This window comes from Acidimicrobiales bacterium (assembly GCA_036270875.1).
Taxonomy (GTDB): domain Bacteria; phylum Actinomycetota; class Acidimicrobiia; order Acidimicrobiales; family AC-9; genus AC-9.
Map to the genome: position 1 here is coordinate 1 of DATBBR010000050.1, position 19,790 is coordinate 19,790.

The 19,790-nt window shown below is 71.4% G+C and carries 19 protein-coding genes; 14 read left to right on the forward strand and 5 right to left on the reverse strand.

Annotated features, from left to right (window positions below; translation table 11 throughout):
- The first annotated feature begins 140 nt into the window (after positions 1–140).
- The 3 genes from ruvX to aroE all read left to right on the forward strand — a co-directional run bounded on the left by ruvX (position 141) and on the right by aroE (position 2,651).
- Entirely contained in the window at positions 141–596 is a 456-nt protein-coding gene (gene ruvX, locus VH112_05495) for a Holliday junction resolvase RuvX (protein ID HEX4539682.1), read from the forward strand.
- 112 nt (positions 597–708) lie between these two features.
- On the forward strand, positions 709–1,779 hold the full coding sequence (gene mltG, locus VH112_05500) for an endolytic transglycosylase MltG (protein ID HEX4539683.1): 1,071 nt from the start codon (positions 709–711) through the stop codon (positions 1,777–1,779).
- A 5-nt stretch (positions 1,780–1,784) separates the two neighbouring features.
- The gene (aroE, locus tag VH112_05505) at positions 1,785–2,651 is read left to right on the forward strand and encodes a shikimate dehydrogenase (GenBank protein ID HEX4539684.1); all 867 of its coding nucleotides are present in this window, start codon (positions 1,785–1,787) and stop codon (positions 2,649–2,651) included.
- Between the two features lie 64 nt (positions 2,652–2,715).
- On the opposite strand, the gene VH112_05510 is transcribed toward aroE, so the two are convergent.
- Positions 2,716–3,621: a mechanosensitive ion channel family protein gene (locus VH112_05510; protein ID HEX4539685.1), complete on the reverse strand. Its 906-nt coding sequence runs from the start codon at positions 3,619–3,621 to the stop codon at positions 2,716–2,718.
- Between the two features lie 181 nt (positions 3,622–3,802).
- Here VH112_05510 and rodA point away from each other — a divergent pair, with 181 nt between their 5' ends.
- The gene (gene rodA, locus VH112_05515; protein HEX4539686.1) at positions 3,803–4,996 is read left to right on the forward strand and encodes a rod shape-determining protein RodA; all 1,194 of its coding nucleotides are present in this window, start codon (positions 3,803–3,805) and stop codon (positions 4,994–4,996) included.
- An 8-nt stretch (positions 4,997–5,004) separates the two neighbouring features.
- Positions 5,005–5,763 carry a bifunctional nuclease domain-containing protein gene (locus VH112_05520; GenBank protein HEX4539687.1) on the forward strand — a complete coding sequence of 253 codons (759 nt, stop codon included), beginning with the start codon at positions 5,005–5,007 and terminating at the stop codon, positions 5,761–5,763.
- 36 nt (positions 5,764–5,799) lie between these two features.
- Here the strand turns inward: VH112_05520 and VH112_05525 are convergent, their stop codons facing one another.
- Both VH112_05525 and VH112_05530 read right to left on the reverse strand, forming a co-directional pair.
- A complete protein-coding gene (locus VH112_05525; protein HEX4539688.1) occupies positions 5,800–7,131 on the reverse strand; it encodes an FtsW/RodA/SpoVE family cell cycle protein in 1,332 nt (443 codons plus the stop codon).
- Between the two features lie 46 nt (positions 7,132–7,177).
- The gene (locus tag VH112_05530) at positions 7,178–8,041 is read right to left on the reverse strand and encodes a crotonase/enoyl-CoA hydratase family protein (GenBank protein ID HEX4539689.1); all 864 of its coding nucleotides are present in this window, start codon (positions 8,039–8,041) and stop codon (positions 7,178–7,180) included.
- Between the two features lie 56 nt (positions 8,042–8,097).
- Between VH112_05530 and VH112_05535 the strand changes: the two genes are divergently transcribed.
- The 4 genes from VH112_05535 to VH112_05550 are packed head-to-tail and all read left to right on the forward strand — an operon-like array spanning position 8,098 to position 13,069.
- On the forward strand, positions 8,098–10,257 hold the full coding sequence (locus VH112_05535; protein HEX4539690.1) for an RNA degradosome polyphosphate kinase: 2,160 nt from the start codon (positions 8,098–8,100) through the stop codon (positions 10,255–10,257).
- 8 nt (positions 10,258–10,265) lie between these two features.
- Positions 10,266–11,783 (forward strand): CYTH and CHAD domain-containing protein, encoded by a 1,518-nt coding sequence (locus VH112_05540; protein ID HEX4539691.1) that lies wholly within the window; start codon positions 10,266–10,268, stop codon positions 11,781–11,783.
- Positions 11,771–12,301 carry an NUDIX hydrolase gene (locus tag VH112_05545; GenBank protein ID HEX4539692.1) on the forward strand — a complete coding sequence of 177 codons (531 nt, stop codon included), beginning with the start codon at positions 11,771–11,773 and terminating at the stop codon, positions 12,299–12,301. Before VH112_05540 ends, VH112_05545 begins: the two co-directional genes overlap by 13 nt.
- Positions 12,302–12,310: 9 nt before the next feature.
- Positions 12,311–13,069 carry a hypothetical protein gene (locus tag VH112_05550; protein ID HEX4539693.1) on the forward strand — a complete coding sequence of 253 codons (759 nt, stop codon included), beginning with the start codon at positions 12,311–12,313 and terminating at the stop codon, positions 13,067–13,069.
- Between the two features lie 45 nt (positions 13,070–13,114).
- Here the strand turns inward: VH112_05550 and VH112_05555 are convergent, their stop codons facing one another.
- Entirely contained in the window at positions 13,115–14,371 is a 1,257-nt protein-coding gene (locus tag VH112_05555) for a YbhN family protein (protein HEX4539694.1), read from the reverse strand.
- Positions 14,372–14,501: 130 nt separating this feature from the next.
- Here VH112_05555 and VH112_05560 point away from each other — a divergent pair, with 130 nt between their 5' ends.
- Entirely contained in the window at positions 14,502–15,278 is a 777-nt protein-coding gene (locus tag VH112_05560) for a polyprenol monophosphomannose synthase (GenBank protein HEX4539695.1), read from the forward strand.
- An 11-nt stretch (positions 15,279–15,289) separates the two neighbouring features.
- On the opposite strand, the gene VH112_05565 is transcribed toward VH112_05560, so the two are convergent.
- Complete coding sequence (locus tag VH112_05565) at positions 15,290–16,033, reverse strand: polysaccharide deacetylase family protein (GenBank protein HEX4539696.1); 744 nt, start codon at positions 16,031–16,033, stop codon at positions 15,290–15,292.
- 27 nt (positions 16,034–16,060) lie between these two features.
- Between VH112_05565 and VH112_05570 the strand changes: the two genes are divergently transcribed.
- The 4 genes from VH112_05570 to VH112_05585 all read left to right on the forward strand — a co-directional run bounded on the left by VH112_05570 (position 16,061) and on the right by VH112_05585 (position 19,743).
- Entirely contained in the window at positions 16,061–16,930 is an 870-nt protein-coding gene (locus VH112_05570) for a DMT family transporter (protein ID HEX4539697.1), read from the forward strand.
- A 96-nt stretch (positions 16,931–17,026) separates the two neighbouring features.
- On the forward strand, positions 17,027–17,785 hold the full coding sequence (locus tag VH112_05575) for an alpha/beta hydrolase (protein HEX4539698.1): 759 nt from the start codon (positions 17,027–17,029) through the stop codon (positions 17,783–17,785).
- A gap of 224 nt (positions 17,786–18,009) precedes the next feature.
- Positions 18,010–18,300 (forward strand): WhiB family transcriptional regulator, encoded by a 291-nt coding sequence (locus VH112_05580; GenBank protein HEX4539699.1) that lies wholly within the window; start codon positions 18,010–18,012, stop codon positions 18,298–18,300.
- A gap of 132 nt (positions 18,301–18,432) precedes the next feature.
- Positions 18,433–19,743 carry a serine/threonine-protein kinase gene (locus tag VH112_05585; GenBank protein ID HEX4539700.1) on the forward strand — a complete coding sequence of 437 codons (1,311 nt, stop codon included), beginning with the start codon at positions 18,433–18,435 and terminating at the stop codon, positions 19,741–19,743.
- The last annotated feature ends 47 nt before the right edge of the window (positions 19,744–19,790 follow it).

Below are 19,790 nucleotides of genomic sequence, written 5' to 3' on the forward strand. Positions count from 1 at the left end.
GCCGCCGAGCTGCTGGCCGAGCCCGCCCGCCTGGTGGGCGGCGGCGGGGGCAAGGGCCCCGAGCTGGCCCTGGCCGGCGGCCGGGACCCCGGGCGCATCGACGAGGCCCTGGCCCTGGTGCGTGCCAACCTCGGCCTGACATGAGGGTCGTGGGTATCGATCTCGGTGAGCGGCGCGTCGGTGTCGCGGTCAGCGACAGTGATGGCACCCTGGCGTCCCCATACGACGTGATCGAGCGCTCGGGCGACGTCAGCCGCGACCATGCCGAGATCGCGCGGATCGTCACCGAGGTGGGAGCGTCCACGGTCGTCGTCGGGCTGCCACTGTCGCTCGACGGCAGCCTGGGGCCCGCCGCCCGGGAGGCGCGGACCGAGGCGGACCGGCTCGCCGACGTCGTCGGTGTGCCAGTGGAGACCCACGACGAGCGGTTGACCTCGGTCAGCGCCGGGCGCTCCCTTGCGCAGTCGGGTCTGCGGCGCGCAGGCCGTCGCCAAGCCCGGCGGGGCTCGGTCGACAAGGTCGCGGCCGCCATCATGTTGCAGTCATGGCTCGACAGCCACGTGCGCCGGGGCGCGCCCCGGACTGGCGATGAGTGACCGCGGGGCCTCCCGCCGAACGGGGGATCCCGTCGAGGGTCGACCATCTACCGCCAATGACTGGCGTCAGGCACCTCGGCGCGCGTCATACCCCGAGGACGATGGGGGCGTCGTGGCGACCGAAGTCGACGACGACGGCGCCGCGCCGGAGTGGGTGCGGCGGCGCCGAAAGCTCTCGTTCACTCAACGGGTCGTGCTCGCTGGCGTGGCTGGCGTCGTCGTGCTGGTGGCGGCGGCGGCGGTCTGGATCGACTTCCAGGTCAACCCGCCCGGCGGCCCCGGACGGACCGTCACGGTCAATCTGCCCGCCGGCAGCTCGTACTCCGCGGCCGCCGACATCCTGGGCCGCAACGGCGTGATCGGGTCTCCGACGCTGTTTCGCCTCTACGTGCGGATCCATGGAGCGGGCACCGTGCAGGCCGGCAGCTACGCGCTCCGTCGAGACGACTCCTACGGCAACGTCGTGGGTGCCCTCGGGCGGGGGCCGACTGCCGATCGGGTGACGATCCCGAGCGGCGCCACCCTGGCCGAGGTGGCTGCGAGAGTCGGGCGACTTCCGGGCCACACGGCGGCGGGCTTCCTGGCCGCGGCCAACAGCGGCCGGGTCCGCTCGGCCTTCGCGCCCCCCGGCACCACGAGCCTGGAGGGGCTGATCCAACCGGCCTCGTACTCGTTCAACCCCAATGCTGACGACCTCACCATCCTCGGCCAGATGGTGCGCGCCTTCGACAGCAAGGCCAACGCCATGGGGATCGCCCAGCAGGCAGCCCAGATCAAGGTGACGCCGTACCAGGCCCTCATCGTGGCGTCGATCGTCGAGCGGGAAGCCAAGGTCCCGCTCGACCAGGGCCGGGTGGCACAGGTCGTCTACAACCGACTGGCCAAGGGGATGCCCCTCCAGCTCGACTCCACCGTGATCTACGCGCTCGGCGGGAACGTCACCACGTTGACCAAGCCTGACTTCAGCATCGCCTCGCCCTACAACACCTACCGGGTCCCGGGCCTGCCGCCGACGCCGATCGCGAACCCTTCGGATGCCTCCCTGGTGGCGGCGCTCAACCCCACGCCCGGGCCATGGCTGTACTTCGTCGTGATCGCACCCGACGGGACGGAGGCTTTCTCGACGACCCTCGCCGAGCAGAACGCCAACATCGCCTTGGCCCGCCAGCGCGGCCTGGGTTGACGAACGTGGCGTGGCCAACCGGTGCCACCCGCCTGGCGGGGGTGATCGGCGATCCGGTGCGTCACTCGCTCTCGCCTGCCCTGCACAACGCCGCGTTCTCGGCGCTCGGCCTCGACTGGGCCTACGTGGCCTTCCCGGTCCCGGCCGGTCGGGCGCGGGAGGCCCTCGTCGGCGCCGCCGCGCTGGGCATCGACGGTCTCTCCGTGACCATGCCGCACAAGAGCGTGGTGGCGGCGGCGCTGGGCCGTTGCTCACCGACCGCCACGACCCTCGGCGCCGTCAACACCGTGGTTCGCCAGCACGACGAGCTGATCGGGGAGAACACGGACGGACAGGGCTTCATCGATGCGCTCCGGTCGGAGCCGGGCTTCGAACCCTCAGGGCGACGCTGCCTGGTGATCGGCGCCGGGGGAGCGGCCAGGGCCGTGGTGCTGGCGCTCGCCCAGGCAGGGGCGGCCGAGGTGGTGGTGGTGAACCGCACGCTGGACCGCGGTCGAGCGGCGGCTGCCCTGGCGGGCGCGATTGGACGGACCGGGCAGGCGGCGGAGATCGGCGACATGGATCTCGTGGTGCACGCCACGCCAGTGGGGATGACGGCGGGGTCCACGTCGATCGGGGATTCCGCTCATCGCCCACTGCTCGTGGAGCCGGACCGGCTCGGCGCCGGCCAGGTCCTCGTCGACCTGGTGTACCAGCCAGCGACGACCGCGCTGATGGAGGCGGCGCACCGACGGGGGGCCACCGCGGTCAACGGCGTGGGCATGCTCGTGCACCAGGCCGCCCTCGCCTTCGAGCTCTGGACCGGCGAGGGCGCTCCCCTGGAGGTGATGCGCACCGCCGCCACCGAGGTGCTGCAGTCGAGAGGCGCGTAAGCGGTGCCGTCGTGCTCCACCGCGCTTGCTCGCCGTCGGGTTGCCTTCGTTCGCGATGACGGAGCTAGCCGTCGGGAACGTGGACGACGCCTTCGCGCTGCAGGCGGGCGCTGATGCGACCCCGCATGACCCGGGCGATGGTGTCCTTCTGTGAGGTCGTGGTCCGCACCACGAGCCGGATGGTGATCGACTCATGGTCCATCGAGTCGACACCCCAGACCTCGGGGGGGCCCAGGCACATCGACGACCACGCCGGGTCCGACGCCACCGCGGCTCCTTCGTCGGCGATCACCTCGGTGGCCCGATCGACGTCGGTCCCGTAGGGCACGACGATGTCGACCAGGGCGCGGGCCCATTGGATCGACGTGTTGCCGACCCGTCGGATCTCGCCGTTGGGCAGATACCAGACGGTGCCATCGACCGACCGAAGCCGTGTGACCCGAAGACTGACCTCCTCGACCGTCCCCTTGGTGTCACCCACGGCGATGGCATCACCAACGCCGTACTGGTCCTCGGCGATGATGAAGAAGCCGGAGAGGAAGTCGCGCACCAGGCTCTGGGCGCCGAACCCCAGGGCGGCGCCGATGACGGTAGCCCCGGCGAGGATGGGCGTGAGATTGATCCCGAGCACACCGAGGATGGTGAGGCCGGCGATGACCCAGACCACGACACGCCAGAGGCTGGCGACCAGGGCACCGATCGTCTCGACCCGGAGCGAGGCCCGAGGCGAGAGCGACTCGAGTCGGGTGCGGGTGCTGAGCGAGCGCAGCATTCGCTTCGCGACCCTGGCGCCGAGCCGGGACGCCAGCCAGGCGACGACGAGGATGAGGATGATCTCGAGGGGGCGGACGACGATGAACTGGACGGTGCGGGCCAGGAACTCGCTGGCTCCGTATTGGCGGAGGAGGTCATGGATGTAGCCCGTGTCGTTCTGACCGCTGATCAGGGGTGTGGTTGCAGCGAAGATCACGCCTGGCATCCTTGCCGACCGAGCCCGGCCCCAGGTTCACAGGCCGGCGGGAAACGGGTCGAACCTCTGGAGGCGGGTAGCCCGAGCGGCGGGCTCGGACCAGGGGTGGCTTGCGCCGCCACCGGGGCTCATTCAGAATCGATGCGGCCACGATAGCGGCGGTCGTGGCGAGGAGGTGATGGTGGCTCTACGCGTCCTGGACCAACCGACCCGGGCTCGGAGCCGCACGTCGATGTTCCAGCACGTCGATGTGGTGCTGGCGTTCGCCACGTTGGCCGTGGCGGCCATGGGCGTGGTGATGGTCTACTCGGCGACCCGAGGCAAGCTGGAGCTCGCCGGCGCCGACCCCCGCTTCTATCTGAAGAAGCAGCTGCTCTACGCCATCATCGGCTTGGCGGTCATGGTCGTCGTGATGTTGATCGACTACCACCAGTTCGAGATCCTGGGCGTTTTCGCCTACGGCGCCGTCCTGCTGGGTCTGCTGGCGGTGCTGAGCCCGCTCGGGAGCAGCGCCCGCGGGTCCCAGCGATGGTTCCAGGTGGGCTCGTTCCAGCTCCAGCCCTCGGCCTTCGCCTCCCTCGCCCTCATCCTGGCCATCGCCTCGTACCTGCGACGGCGCCAGGGCGCCATCATGCTCCGCCACGTCGTTGTCCTGCTGCTCATGGCGGGCATCCCGATCTTCCTGGTCTACAAGCAGCCGGACCTGGGGACCGCCATGGTCATGGCCGCGTCCCTGCTGGTCATGATGGTGGTGGCAGGCGTCAAGGGCCGCTATCTCGCCGCGCTCGGGTTGCTGGCCGTGCTCGGCATCGTCGCCGTCGCCCAGCTCGGCGTGCTGAAGCAGTACCAGGTCGATCGGCTCACCTCCTTCGTGCACCAGACGCCAGCCGGGCAGACGACGCCGGCTGCCCAGGGCAGCGCCAGCTCCAACAACCAGAGCCAGCAGTCCACCTACAACCTGGCCCAGTCCAAGATCGCCATCGGCTCGGGGGGCACCACCGGCAAGGGACTGTTCAACGGCTCCCAGACGAACCTCAACTACGTTCCCGAGCAGCAGACCGACTTCATCTTCACTGCGGTCGGCGAGCAGCTGGGCTTCCTCGGGGCCGCCTCCCTGCTGGCGCTGTTCGGGATCATCATCTGGCGGGTCCTGCGAGCTGCCCAGACGGCGCGGGACACATTCGGCACGCTGCTGTGCGGGGGAGTGCTCGGCCTCATCGGGCTCTCGGTGTTCCAGAATGCCGGCATGACGATGGGCATCATGCCCATCACCGGTATTCCGCTGCCTTTCATGAGCTATGGCGGGTCAGCGACCATCGCCTTCTTCGCCGCCATCGGGATCGTGCTCAACGTGGGCATGCGGCGATTCCGCTGAGGGCGTCGATGTCGGGCGACGGGGGAGCCGGCCCCACCCCGTCCCTCGAGGGCCGGGCCGACGACTCTGTGGCTCCCTCCGAGGCCCGGGGCGAGGGCCACCGGGCCCGGCCTCCGGGAGAGCCAGACCAAGCCCCGGCAACGCCCGGCGAGGCCACGTTCGGGCCCGCCGAGGGCCCCGGCGGGCCGGAGGGCCGGGCCGACGTTCCCGGCCAGGTCTCCAGCGAGGGCCACACCAGCGACGGCGACACCAGCGAGGGCCACACCGGCGAGGGCGACACCGGCGAGGGCCACACCGACGAGGGCGAAACCGACGAGGGCGACACCGACGAGGGAGCGGGCGAGCCGGAGGCGATGCGCCAGGCGGCCTTCATGGGCGTCGCCCTGGAGCTGCCCAGCGTCCACCCCTCTGTCGTGCTGCGAGAGATCGACGCGCCAATGCGGGAGCTGCGGGTGACGATCGCGCAGCCCGAGGGCGTCGCCATCGCTTACGCCTGGCGGGGCATCGCCACGCCGCGACCGCTCACCCACGACCTGCTCACCACCATCCTCCAGCGCTTCGGCCTCCAGGTCGACGCGGTGCGGATCACCGGGGTGGACGGCCCGGTCTTCCACGCCGAGCTGGCCCTCTCCGGCCCGAGCGGATCGCACATGGTGCAGTGCCGACCGTCGGACGCGCTCGCCCTCGCGCTCCGCCAGCCGCTGCCGGTCCCGATCATGGTGGCCGAGGAGGTCCTGGTGGCGGCGGGCCGCTCTCCGGGCGCCTGACCCCGCTCCTGACCCGCGAGCCCGAGCAGCCGTCAGTCAGCCAGCAGCCACCGCCACCCGCTCGGCGTCGGGCGGCACGGCCTGCTGGACGTTCTCGTCCGACACCCGGATCAGAAGCGCGATGAGCACGTAGTTGGCGAGGAGCGAGGACCCCCCGTAGGCGACGAACGGCAGGGTCACGCCCGTGAGGGGGAGCAGCCGCACCACCCCTGCCATGATGAAGAAAGCCTGGAAGCCGATGGCCGCGGCGATGCCGGCGGCCAGCAGCTTGGCGAACTCGGACTTGGCCACGAGGGCGGTCCGCAGGGACGCCCCGACCAGCAGCAGGAAGGCCATGACGATCCCGACCGTGCCGAGGAGGCCGGTCTCCTCCCCGATGGCGGCGAAGATGAAGTCGCTGGTGGCGACGGGGATGAGCCCGGGGTGGCCCAGCCCCAGCCCCGAGCCGGCGAGGCCGCCGGAGCCGAGCGCGTACTGGCCCTGCACCACCTGGTAGCCGATCCCGTTTGCGTACTTCCAAGGGTCGAGCCACACGGCGATGCGGTCGTTGACGTGGCCGAAGAGGTGCGAGGCCCCGAAGGCGCCGATCACGAAGAGGATCGCACCCACGACGAGGTAGGTCATGCGCCCGGTCGCCATCCACAGCATCGAGATGAAGAGGACGAAGATGAGCAGCGAGAAGCCCACGTCTCGTTCGGCCGTCATGACGAGCAGGGAGAAGCCCCACGCCAGGACCACCGGGCCGAAGGGTCGTGGATCGGTGAACAGCCGGTTGCCAATGCGCACGGTCGGCAACGTGAGCAGCTCCCGCTTCTCCACGAAGTAGGACGCGAAGAAGATGATGAGGGCGATCTTGGCCAGCTCGACGGGCTGGAAGGTCACCGGCCCGAGCCGCACCCACAGCCGGGCGCCGTTGATGTTCTGGCCGATCTTGGGAGCCAGGGGCACGAGCAGCAGGGCCAACCCGGCGAACGCCACCAGGTACCGGTAGCGGGCCAGGTCGCGCGTGTGGCGCACGACGACCAGTGTGAGCACGTACACGGCGACCCCGAGGCCCGTCCACACCGCCTGGAGGCCCGCCAGCTTGAAGTTGAGGCGGGCGATGACGACGTAGCCGAGCCCGTTGAGGAGCGCCGCGATCGGAAGGATCACCGGCGTGGCGTCGGGCACCATCCACCGGTTGGCAATGTGGGCGACCAGGGCGAGCCCGAAGATGACCCCGAGGAAGGGCCCCACGTTGGCGGGTATGGACGCGGTCTTGCCCAGGGAGGCCAGCACGTAGGCGAACCCGACGAACATGCCCCCGAGGATCAGCAACCCCAGTTCGGTCCGTCGCCTGGACGTGACCGCTCGGCGTCTCGGTCTCACCGGCAGGGGAGCCTACTGCCCGGAGCGGGCCGGCCTTGAGCAGGGCTTACTCGAACGGCGGCTCGACCCATCCCGGGAAGACCTCGGGCAGGTCGGCGCTGACGGTCATCCGAAATTGGGCTGGGCGCTTCTCGAGGAATGCGGCCACCCCCTCGTGCGCGTCCCCAGATCGACCCATCTCGGCCATGGCGCGGGAGTCCATCCTGTGGGCCTCCATCGGATGGTCGGCGCAGAGCATCCGCCACAGCATCCGCCTGGCCAAGGCCACCGACACAGCCGAGGTGTCGTTGGAGATGCCGGCGGCCACGCGGCGGGCGGACGGGAGCAGGTCCTCGTGGGGCACCACCTCGCGCACGAGCCCGGCCACCGCAGCCTCGCCGGCCGGGAACACCCGCCCGCTGAGGACCCAGTCGAGCGCCCTGCTGATGCCCACCACACGGGGAAGGAACCAGCTCGAGCAGGCCTCGGGCACGACTCCCCGCCGAGTGAACACGAAGCCCATCCGTGCCCGCTCGGACGCCAGGCGCACGTCCATCGGTAGCGTCATCGTGAGGCCCACGCCCACCGCCGGCCCGTTGATGGCGGCGATGACGGGCTTGGTCGAGTTGAAGATGCGCAACGCGACGATGCCACCGCCGTCGCGAGGAGGCGGCGCTTCGCCGACGCGACCGCTCGGCCCCCGGTTGTCGAAGGCCGTCGGCCCGGCCGACAGATCAGCACCGGCGCAGAAGGCGCGGCCACGGCCCGTGACGACGATGGCGCGCACCTCGTCATCGGCATCGGCGCGGTCGAACGCATCCAGCAGCTCGTGGAGCATCGTCACGGTGAAGGCGTTGAGGTGGTCGGGACGGTCCAATGTGATGGTCAGGATCCGGTCATCGACCTCGTAGGCGATCTGCTCGTATCCCATCGCGTCGCTCCTTCGTGCGGGGCTGTCAGCGCCAGGGGCCGGGCTAACCTTGGGCCATGGCGGTCAACACGGGCCACATCCTGTCAGGGGGGCACGACGAGGCGGCCGCCGGGGGGACTTTCGATCCTCGGCTGCCCGCCGTCCGCTACCTCAACCGCGAGCTGTCCGAGCTCGACTTCAACGCGCGTCTGCTGGACCTGGCCGAGAGGCCCGACGTGCCGCTGTTGGAGCGGGTCAAGTTCCTCGCCATCTTCAGCGAGCGGCTCGACGAGTTCTTCCAGGTGCGGGTGGCCGGCCTCAAGGACCAGGTGGCTGCGGGCCTGGTGGCGCCGTCTCCCGACGGTCGCAGCCCGGTGGAGCAGCTAGCTGCCATCCGTCCGAAGCTCGAGCAGATGGTCGCCCGCCAGAGCACCATCTTCGTCGGCGAGATCGCACCCGCGCTGGACGAGGCCGGGCTCCATCTGTCCAGTTGGGGCGCGCTGGATGACGACGACCGCAAGCATCTCGACGAGGTCTTCGAGCGGCTGGTCTTTCCGGTCCTCACCCCGCTGGCGGTCGACCCCGGGCACCCCTTCCCCTACATCTCGAACCTCTCGCTCAACCTGGCCGTGATGGTGAGCGACCCGGTCACGAGCGACCAGCGCTTCGCCCGGGTGAAGGTGCCGCCGCTCCTGCCCCGGTTCCTCGTCCTGCCGAGTGGAGATCGGTTCGTCGCCCTCGAGGAGGTGATCGCCGCCCACCTCGATGCGCTCTTCCCGGACATGGAGATCGGGGCCCACTACCCCTTCCGGGTGACCCGGAACGCGGATCTCACACTGGAGGAAGGCGAGGCCGACGACCTGCTTGTCGCGGTGGAGATGGAGCTTCGGCGACGACGCTTCGGGCGCGCCGTACGGCTCGAGATCGATGCCGCCGCCGGTGCCGAAGTCGCCGAGCTGCTGGCGCGGGAGCTCGAGATCGGCCCCGACGACGTGTACCGCGTCGAAGGACTGCTCGGGCTCGAGGGCCTGTGGGCCGTGCACGCCCTCGAGCGGCCCGATCTCCACGACCCGGCGTGGGCGCCAATGACCCAGCCCCGGCTGGCCACGGCGGGGGACGAGGCCGTGGACCTCTTCGCGGTGATCCGAGAGCGCGACGTTCTCGTCCACCACCCCTACGACTCGTTCGCCACCTCGGTCGAGGCCTTCATCGCCCAGGCCGCCGACGACCCGCACGTGCTCGCCATCAAGCAGACCCTGTACCGGACCTCGGGCGACAGCCCCATCGTCCACGGCCTCATCCGCGCGGCCGAGCAGGGCAAGCAGGTGGCGGCGCTGGTGGAGCTCAAAGCGCGTTTCGACGAGCAGGCCAACATCGCCTGGGCGAAGGCGCTGGAAGAGGCGGGCGTCCACGTCGTCTACGGCCTGGTGGGTCTGAAGACACACTCCAAGACCGCGCTCGTCGTGCGCCAGGAAGACGATGGCGTCGTCCGCCGGTACTGCCACGTGGGCACGGGCAACTACAACTCCAAGACCGCCCGTCTGTACGAGGACATCGGGGTGCTGTCTGCCGATCCCGGTCTCGGCGCCGACCTCACCGATCTGTTCAACTTCCTCACCGGCTACAGCCGGCGGTCGACGTATCGGCGGCTCATCCTGGCGCCGGTAGCCATGCGATCGAGGATCATCGAGCTGATCGAGGCCGAGACGGCGGCGGGTCCCGAAGGGCGCATCGTGATCAAGGTGAACGGCCTCGACGACGTGGCGATCATCGACGCCCTGTACGCGGCGTCCGCTGCCGGAGTGCCCATCGATCTCGTCATCCGGGCCATTTGCTGCCTGCGCCCGGGCGTGCCCGGCCTGTCGGAGACCATCCGCGTCCGTTCGATCGTGGGCCGCTTCCTCGAGCACTCGCGGATCTTCAGCTTTGGCGGGGTGGGCGATCGTCCCGAGGTGATGCTCATCGGCTCGGCTGACCTCCGGCGCCGCAACCTCGACCGGCGCATCGAGGCGACGATTCCCGTCGTCGACCCCGAGGCTCGGAGCCGGCTCCGGGAGGTGCTGGAGCTGCTCCTGGCTGACGACACCCAGGCCTGGACCCTGGGTCCGGACGGGTGTTGGTCGAGGGTGCCGACCGAGGCGGGGATCAGCACCCAGCGGCGCCTCATGGAGGCCGCCCGCGAGCGGGCGCAACGGCGGAGAGAACCAGACAACCTGGCGTCACGGCGCCGGACATAGCGGCGTCAGTGGGGATCGAGCGGGAGATCAAGCTGGCGGCCCCCCCGCATTTCGAGATGCCCGACCTCGCCGACGCCATCCCGGACGCAGTGGTGACCACCATTCCGCCGCGCCGGTTGCGCGCGACCTACTGGGACACGCCCGATCTGCGGCTGGCCCGGTCGGGTGTGAGCCTGCGGTACCGGGTCGAGCAGGGCGAGGACAGCAGCGGGGGGCGGTGGACGCTGAAGCTGCCCGGCGATTCCCGCTCCTCGAGCGGCCTCACTCGCCGCGAGCTCGACTTCGAGGGCGCCCCGGGGTCCGTGCCGTCGGCCGCGGCGAGGCTCGTGCGTGCCTACGTCCGCAGCTCGACACTCGGGCGCGTTGCCCGCCTCGACAGCCGGCGGGCGCGCCTTGAGGTGGCCGACATGTCGGGCCGTCCGCTGGCGGAGGTGGACGACGATGTCGTCTCGGTCATGGACGGCCGGCGGGTCCTGGCCCGATTTCGGGAGGTCGAGGTCGAGCTGGCACCCGACGCCCCTGACGGGGTCGCCGAGGAGGTGGCCAAGCGTCTCCGAGAAGCGGGGGCGGACGACCCGGTCCCGCTGCCCAAGGTCGTGCGCGCCCTGGGTCCCCAGGCGCAGGCGCCTTCCGATACCCACGTCGACCCGCCGGCAAAGGGTGCGCGAGCTGACCAGATGGTGCGTGCTGCGCTGGCCTCGGGTGTGTCCCGGCTGGTCAACCACGACCCGGGGGTGCGACTCGACGAGGACCCGGAGGAAGTTCATCAGGCCCGGGTGGCGACGCGGCGGCTCCGTTCCGATCTGCGGACATTCAAGAGCCTCGTCGACCCGGAGTGGGCAGAAGGTCTGCGGCGGGAGCTCGGGTGGCTGGCGTCGCCACTGGGAGAGGTTCGTGACGCCGACGTGCTCCTCGATCGGCTCCGGACAGAGACCGGTCGCTTGCCGTCCGAGGACCGTGCCCAGGTCGGCCCCTTGATCGACCGAGTGGTCGCGTCCCGACAGGCATCCCTGGGGGCCCTGTTCGATGTGCTCGACAGCAAGCGCTACGTCGCTCTCCTCGATGCTCTCGTCGACGGCATCGCCACGCCCCGCCTCACCGCGGTCGCCGAGCAGCCGGCCGAGGAGGTGGCGTCGACCCTCGTCGGCAAGGCGTGGCACAAGCTCCGCCGATCGATCTCGGATCTCGGGCCCGAGCCCGCCGACACCGACCTCCACCGGGTTCGCATCAAGGCCAAGCGCTGCCGGTACGCCGCCGAGGCGGTGATCGGGATCGAGGGGCGCCCGGCCAAGCGGTTCGCCTCTGCCGTCGCCGCCCTGCAGGAGGTGCTCGGTCGGCTCCAGGACTCGGTGGTGGCGGCGGCCTGGTTGCGCGAAGCCATCACCACGGACACGCCTGTCGACCAGGCCGTCGCCATCGGCGAGCTGCTCGGCTTCGCCACGGTGACAGCAGAGGCGTCGCGCCGCGAGTGGCCCGACGCGTGGAAGGGAGCCCGGCGCAAGTCGCTGCGATCGTGGATGACCTGAGCGGCCAGGCCGGCCCGCCCGACGAGACAGCCGGCCCGGGAGGCCGGCCCGAACACGCAGCCGGCCCGGGAGGCCGGCAGGACGAGACGGCGACGGAGCCGGTCGTGGCCGCCGCCGGGGGGGTCGTGTGGCGGCGGGGCGAGGGCAACGTGGTCGAGGTCGTGCTCGTGCACCGACCGCGGTATGACGACTGGTCGCTGCCCAAAGGCAAGCTCGAGGCCGGCGAGGACCACGTCAGCGCCGCCCTTCGCGAGGTCGAAGAGGAGACGGGGCTCCGGTGCGTGCTTGACGAACCCCTCCCCGAGAGCCGGTATCGCGACCGGCGGGGCCGCCTGAAGGTCGTGCGCTACTGGCTCATGCATCCGGTCGCCGGGGCCACCGAGCCATCGGCCTACGCCACTGGCGAGGTGGACCAGGCGGTGTGGCGTGCGGTGGACGACGCCGTGGCCCTGGCGACCTACGAGCGGGACCGGGACCTGATCCAGACTGCCGCCGCGCTCGTTCGGGCCCGGACGTAGGATCATGTGGTGACTGCGCACGTCCTGGCGGTGTCGTTCTCTGACGTGCTGGCGGTGATTGCCCTGGTCGTGGCGGTGACCGTCCTGATCTCGGCCGTGGCCGGCGTGGTGGTGGCGCGCCGGCTCAAGCGTCCTCTGCTGTTGGCTCCCGGCGCCCGGGGGGTGTCGGTTCCGCTCCGCTGGCGCTGGTCGTTGTCGCCCGCCGCGGTGCTGCATCGCCGGCTCGTGCTTGCTACGAACTCCGTGGTGTCGACGGGTCCGATCGAGAGCACACGATGGGGCGGCGTGCGGCAGCAGGCGCCGTGGCAGGAGTTGCTCGAGGATCTCCTGGAGCTGGCCGTCTCGGTGGATCGCCGCCTGGTGGCCGCCGAGCGGCAGCCTCGTGGCCTGCGCCGCCGGCTGTACGCCGAGATCGAGCCCCAGGTGGCGAGGGTGGAGCAGGTCGCCGAGCGCATGCGCACCACCGTCAGCGCCAGAGAGCTGAGCGGCGGCGACCGCTCGGCCGACGATGTCGTCGCCCGCCTCGACGCCATCGACGCCGCCCTGGGTGAGATCCAAGGGCTCAACCCGGACAAGGTTCTCGAACGGGGCGCCGGCCCCGGAGGCCGGCCCGAGAACGCAGCCGGCCCGGGAGGCCGGCCCGAGAACGCAGCCGGCCCGGGGACCGCCCCGCCCCCGGGAAGCGGGTCGAGCACGCCCACAGGCACGAGCTGGACGGAGAAGGTTCCCTGGCCGGGCCAGCGACGCCCTGACCGGCCCGGCGGCTGACGTCCCACCGGGCGCCCTCAGTGGGGCGGCCTCAGTGGGGCGGCCTCAGTCGGGCGGCGCGTCCCCCTTGGCCGGCGACCCGTCGCCCGTCCCGCTCGCCTCGCCGGCGCCGACCTCGTCACCGGTCGGGCTGTGCGGCGAGCGCAGGCCGTGACGGGCCGCCCAGGCGCGACGATCCTCGGCCTCGCGCCCGGCGGCCTCGGCCAGGTCCTCGAGCTCCTGGGCCCGGCGCCGGCGCGACGCACCGGGCTCGACGCGCAACGACAGATAGGCGAGCGCTCCCACAGGGATCGGAAGCCAGAAGTTGACCAGCCGGTAGGTGATCACACCGAGGATGGCGACCCCCCGGGGTGACCCGAACCCGACCAGGGTGGGCACGAGGACGCCCTCGACGATTCCCAACCCTCCCGGCGTGATGGGGAGAACGGCCAGGACGTTGGCCAGACCGTAGGCCACGAGCAGGCCGTACGGGGTCGTGAAGTGACCGAAGGCGGCGACGAACACCCACAGCGAGGAGGCGTCCAGGAGCCAGAAGGCTGCGGCCCAGCACACGGCCACCCCGAGCAGGCGTCGGTCCCGTGACAGCTCGCGCAACCTGGTGGCCAGGCGGCGGACCCCCGCCGTGACGGCGTCGTTGTCCAGGAACGGCAGTCTCGACGTGATCCGGCGGATGATGTGCGCAGCCCGGTCCTCTCCCCGCGTGAAGAGGAGCACCAGGGCGGCGACGGCGGCCATGAGGAGAACACCGACAAGCGCGGCGATCCCGTACAGCGGGTTGAAGCCGCGCAACGGGATGGAGATGACCAAGGCCATCCAGAGCAGCACGTTGAGCACCACGGCCGAGCCGATGCCCTGGGTTGCCACGGCGAAGGTGGCGTCGGCGCCGCTGACACCGGATTCGGTCAGGAGGCGCAGGCCGACCGGTGTTCCCCCGGCCGTGCCTGCCGGGAGGACGTGGCTCACGGCCAGGGTGGACATGTTGATGCGGAGGATCGTGAAGCGCGACGGGGCTCCGTGGGGGAGAACGGCGCGGGTCAGCTGGGAGTAGGCCAGCAGGGCGGCGGCCTCCAGGACGACGCCGGCGGCGGCGTAACCCACGTTGACCTGGCTGATGAGGTGGAGGGAGCGTCCGGCTCCGGCCAGCTGTGGCAGCACCAGGTACTCGACGACCAGGCCCAGAGCCAGGATGGTGAGGGCGTGCCGCACCGAGCGGGAGAGGAGGCTCTTGCTACCCGCCCGGTTGCTGCCGGCCCGGCGCCGGGCGTGGTGCCACCAGCGCGACCGGTCGTCAGTGCTCGTCATCGGCCTCAGCGGTCATCCGAGCGCGCCGCGTCGCATACCCCATGCTTGCATGGCGTCGGTGTCTCGGGGCTGACAGGGTCTGCCCTGGCTGTCACCAAAGGCGGTGTGTAGTCCCGTATGCTGCTCGGCCATGAAGGTCCTGGTCGTCCTCCCGACCTACCAGGAGGCTGAGAACATCGCCAATGTCCTGCGGCGTGTTCGCGCTGCCGACAGCACCGCCCACGTGCTCGTCGTCGACGACGCCAGCCCGGACGGCACCGCCGACCTGGCCATCGCCATCGGAGAGGAGGTCGGAGGCGTCGACGTGTTGCGGCGGCCGGGTAAGTCGGGCCTCGGAAGCGCGTACCGCGACGGTTTCGCGTGGGGCCTCGAGCGTGGGTTCGAGGCGTTCGTCGAGATGGACAGCGACCTGTCGCACGACCCCGCGGCCCTGCCCGATCTCCTCGCTCCACTGGGCCAGGGTGTGGACGTCGTCGTCGGGTCGCGCTACGTGCCAGGCGGCTCGATTCCTCAATGGGGAGTGCACCGGCGAGCTCTCTCCCGGGCAGGGAACGTGTACGCCGCCTTGCTGCTGGGCCTCGACGTCACCGATCTGACGTCTGGCTACCGGGCCTACGGCGCCAACATCCTCCGCCACATCGACCTCGGCGCGGTGCGAGCCGATGGCTATGGCTTTCAGATCGAGATGGTCCACCGAGCCTCGCTTGCGGGAGGACGGGTCACGGAGGTACCGATCCGTTTCGTGGACCGGGTCGAGGGCCGTTCCAAGATGTCGATGCGGATCACCGTGGAGGCTCTCGGCCTCGTGACCTGGTGGGGGATGGTGCGGTTGTTCCGTCGCCGGCAGCCGTCCGGGGCGCCGACCGTAGAGGCGGGCGTCGGCAGCCGCGGCCAGCCCGCACCCTGACCGACTGGGCGTCAGACCCCGACGATTCCGTGGTCGCCGAGCGGCCCGACCTTCCAGTCCCTCGCCCGGGCACGCTCAGCCAGCAGCGGTAGGGATCCCAGCGCGGCCTGCCACGCGCCGGGCGCCGAGGCGCAGTCGGAGTCGTGGAGGACGACGGTCGCTCCGGGGACGAGGCCGCGCTCCAGGTCGGCGACGACGCTCGCCGGCGTGGCCGAAGCTCGCCAGTCCTTGCCCCACGACGTCCACAGCACCAGCTGCAGCTGGAGGCGCCGGGCGGCAAGCAAGGTCCCGCTCGAGATGGCGCCGTAGGGCGGCCGGAACCAGACGGGGCGTCCGCCGGTTGCGTCCTCCACGACGCTGACGGCACGCGCCAAGTCGGCCAGTACCCCCCTCGGCGAGCGTTGCAGGTGCGAGCGGTGCTCGTCGGCGTGTACCCCGATCTCGTGGCCGGCGGCGGCCACCTCGGCGGCGAGCCCGGGTGCCCGGCGGACCATGGCACCCAGCATGAAGAACGTCGCCGTCCATCCCAGGGCGGCCAGAGCCTCGAGGAAGGCCGGGGTCGACGCTGGGTCGGGACCGTCGTCGAACGTGATCGCCAGGTGGTCGGAGCGGCCGACGCCGTGCAGCCTCGGTAGGAGGCGGCGACCAGCCGACGGGACCAGGCGGACGACGGACGGTCCGGCATGGGCCGCGGCCAAGGCCGCGCCGGTCGCCATGACGAGGCCCCGCTGGGGGGCCCGGACGGTGCTCGACATGCGAGCACAACGTATCGTCGCGCGACGATGCCCGTTCTCGCCGCCCTCGGGGCGGCCCTGCTCTACGCCCTGGCGTCGGTGCTCCAGCAGCGGGCCGCCGGTGAGGCCCCGGCCGAGCGGTCGCTGCGGCTGCGCCTGCTCGTGGGCCTCGTCGCTCGCCCGATGTGGCTGATCGGCATCCTGGCCGACGTCGCCGCCTTCGTCCTCCAGTTCGTGGCCCTCGACCATGGGTCCCTGGTGCTCGTGCAGCCCCTGCTGGTCAGTGGTCTCCTCTTCGCCTTGCCGTTCGGCGCCGCCTTGACTCATCGCAGTCTCTCCCCGTCGGAGTGGCTGGGCTCGGCGACCACTGTGGCGGGGCTCGCGCTGTTCCTCGTGGTCGCCGCCCCCGGACCTGGGCACGACGAAGCCAGCAACTTGACCTGGGCCATCACCGGTGCCTGCACCCTTGTTCCCATTGCCGTCTTGGTCGGTGTCTCCCGCTCGACCGGAGGAGCAGTCAGGGCCGGGCTCCTGGCTGCCGCGGGGGGCGTCTTCTATGGCCTGGCCGCGGCGCTGACCAAGGTGACGGCCCAGGACTTCCACAGCGGCATCGTCCACACGCTGACCAGCACGTGGGAGCCGTACGCCCTGGTCGTCACCGCCATCGTCTCCATGGTCGTCGTCCAGAGCGCCTTCCAGGCCGGTCCCCTGCGGTGGTCGCTGCCGACGCTGACGGTGGTCGACCCGGTGGTGAGCATCGTCATCGGCGCACTGGCCCTCGGCGAGCGGATCTCGACGCGCGGCGCGGCGCCGGCGTTGGAGATCATCGGGCTCGTCGCCATGGCGTGGGGAGTCTTCCTCGTGGCCCGCACCCCGCTCCTGGTCGGAGCCGAGGAGACGACCGCCACCAGTGTCTGACGAGGGCTGTGCCGCGGCGCGCCCTGCGGCCGGGGTTCTGTGAGCGGGTGCGCACCCCGGCTGCAGACCACGGACCGCGGCGAGGGTCCAGTGGTCGTGCTGGTCCACGGCCAGCCCGGGCAGGCGGCCGACTGGCGCGACGTCGCCGGGGCCCTGGAGCCCAGCCACCGCGTCCTCGTACCTGACCGGCCGGGCTACGGGCGAACGGGCGGCACGGCGATGGGGATGGCGGGCAACGCCGACGCCCTCGGTCGGCTGCTCGACGACAGGCGCGTCGAGTCGGCAACCGTCGTCGGGCACAGCTTCGGCGGCGGGGTAGCCCTTGCCCTGGCCCTGCGCCGCAGGGAGCTGGTTGGTGGACTGGTGCTGGTCGGGTCCGTCGGCACCGAAAGCAGCCTCGGGCCGCAGGATCGCGTCCTCGGGCTCCCCGTCCTGGGGGAGAGCCTGGCCTTCGCCGGCTTCCAGGCCTCGCGGTGGCTGCTTCCCGCCCTGCGCCGGTCTACACGGCTCCCGCCGGCACTGGCGTCCTGGTTGCGGGCAGTGCCCGAGCCGGGGCCGGCTGCGGACGCCGGCCGAGCCCCGGCTGCGGCGACGTGGCGAAGCTTCGTCATCGAGCAGCGAGCCCTGCTGGCCGAGACCCCGGCGCTCGAGGCCGGGCTGAGCTCGGTCCGTGCCCCCACCGCCGTCGTCGCCGGACCGCGGGACCGGGTGGTCCCGACCCGGGCTGCGGGTGACCTCGCAGCCGCCATCCCGGGGGCGGAGTTGGTCTGGGTGCCCGGCGCCGGACATCTCATTCCCCAGGAGGCGCCCGGCGTGCTCGTCGACATCGTGCAGCGCTATGCCTCCCGCAGATGAGGCCCTGCCGAGGGAGATAGGCGTGACTCGGACCGTTGATGGGAACATGGATAACCGGGGTGGCCGGCTGGGCCCAGCCGGAAGCGTTGGCAAGCGGAACGACGAGAGTTCGAATGCCGGGACCGGGCGAAGCGCCCGCCCCCGGAGGCATCCCAACCGGGGGGCCAGTCACAGGGGGTTCGGCGATGCCGGTGTGCATCAGAGCTGCGACGCCGGAGGAGCCAGTGGAGTCGATTCGATGGGCAGTCTGGGACGTGGAGCGGTGGCGTCAGCACGCCGCGTGCCGCGAGGTGGATCCCGAAGTCTTCTTTCCTGTCGGGGTGACAGGCGTGGCGGTGACAGCCATCGCCGCCGCCAAGGCGATCTGCGCCGACTGCGACGCTCAGTCGGCGTGCTTGGAGTTCGCCCTCACGACCAATCAGGAGTACGGCATCTGGGGCGGCACGAGCGAGGAGGAGCGCCGAGACCTCCGGCGCGCTCGCCGGGCCGCTCGACGCCTCCGCCGGGCCTCCTGAGGCGGTCGTCGCCGCTGGCGGCCCCCGACCGTGGCGCGGCCCGCTGGCCGATCCCCGAGGGCGTGAGGGAAGGCTGAGGCCGGCCGTGTCCGTAGATCAGGGCCGAGCGCCTGTCCACCGGGCGAGGGCGGCGTGACCGGCGAGATGGTCGCCGGCCGGTACCGGATGGGCCATCCGCTCGGCAGCGGCGGTATGGCCGAGGTGTACGACGCCATGGACGAGCGGCTGGAGCGGCCGGTCGCCATCAAGCTGCTGCGGGCCGACCTGAGCGGGGACCCGGGGCTCCGCCGCCGGTTCGAGGTCGAGGCCCGTTCTGCCGCTCGCCTGGTGCATCCCAACGTCGTCGGAGTGTTCGACACCGGAGAGCTGGGCGACAGGCCCTACATCGTGATGGAGCGTCTTCCTGGTTCCACCCTCGCCGACCGTCTCCGGGATGGGCCGATGGACGAACCGGGGACCCGTCGCCTCGCTTCGGAGGTGCTCGGCGCCCTCGCCGCCGCTCACGCCGCGGGCATCGTCCATCGTGACGTCAAGCCGTCGAACATCCTGTGGGCGCGCGACGGCTCCGTCAAGGTCGCCGACTTCGGTATCGCCAAGGGCCTGGAGCCTCTCCTCGACACCCAGAGCGGCGACATCACCGGGACCAACCTCGTCATCGGCACTCCCGCCTATCTGGCCCCCGAGCGCCTCGCTGGCGAGCGGGCAACGCCAAGTTCGGACCTCTGGTCCCTCGGGGCGGTGCTGTACGAAGCCCTGGCGGGAATGCGTCCCTTCTCTCGTGCGACGGCGCTCGTGCAGGACCCCGAACGGCCCGAGCCGGTCCCCCTCGAGGTGCGCAGGCCCGGTGTCGACCCGCGGCTGGCGGCCGCGATCGATCGGGCCCTGGCCCGGCTTCCTAGTCAGCGCTTCGCCTCGGCCGCCGAGATGGCGACCGCCGCCGGAGTGAGCTTGGCCGGCGCGTCTGCCCTGGCCGCGGGCACCGATCCGGCCACCACCAGGCTGGAGACCGAGCCCGTGGGACCGACCGCGATCATGGGAGGGCGGACCGCGGTGCTCGGTGGTGACGAGGGCGGCGAGCCCCCCGTGGCCCCACCCGGCCCACCGACGGGTGGGGATGAGCGGGCCCGTCGTCTGCGCGCCGCCGCCTTGCTCGCGGTGGTCCTTGTTGCGCTGGCCGCCATCGGCATCGCCCTTGTCGTCAGCAATACCGGCGGCTCGACGCCCACGACCACGACGACCTCGGTGCCAGCCACGACCGCGGTGACCCGCCCGCCCACGACCCGGCCCCCGGTGACGACGGCGCCACCGACGACCACGACGACGTCGCCCACGACCACCAGCTCGTCGAGCACGACGACGTCGTCGACCACATCGACCACGAGCGGGGTCCTTGGGCGAGTGGGCGGTCGTGACAACAAGGGCGTCAAGGCAGCTGAACGTTGAGTCTTTTCATCGCCAGACCAAACCGCGGAAAAGGTTGCATGGGACCC

Excerpts from the sequence above, each read along its gene's own strand:
- ruvX (HEX4539682.1), top strand. The coding sequence starts at position 141 with ATGAGGGTCGTGGGTATCGATCTCGGTGAGCGGCGCGTCGGTGTCGCG.
- VH112_05520 (HEX4539687.1), top strand. The coding sequence starts at position 5,005 with ATGTCGGGCGACGGGGGAGCCGGCCCCACCCCGTCCCTCGAGGGCCGG.
- VH112_05530 (HEX4539689.1), bottom strand. The coding sequence starts at position 8,041 with ATGGGATACGAGCAGATCGCCTACGAGGTCGATGACCGGATCCTGACC.
- VH112_05535 (HEX4539690.1), top strand. The coding sequence starts at position 8,098 with ATGGCGGTCAACACGGGCCACATCCTGTCAGGGGGGCACGACGAGGCG.
- VH112_05555 (HEX4539694.1), bottom strand. The coding sequence starts at position 14,371 with ATGACGAGCACTGACGACCGGTCGCGCTGGTGGCACCACGCCCGGCGC.
- VH112_05560 (HEX4539695.1), top strand. The coding sequence starts at position 14,502 with ATGAAGGTCCTGGTCGTCCTCCCGACCTACCAGGAGGCTGAGAACATC.
- VH112_05565 (HEX4539696.1), bottom strand. The coding sequence starts at position 16,033 with ATGTCGAGCACCGTCCGGGCCCCCCAGCGGGGCCTCGTCATGGCGACC.
- VH112_05570 (HEX4539697.1), top strand. The coding sequence starts at position 16,061 with ATGCCCGTTCTCGCCGCCCTCGGGGCGGCCCTGCTCTACGCCCTGGCG.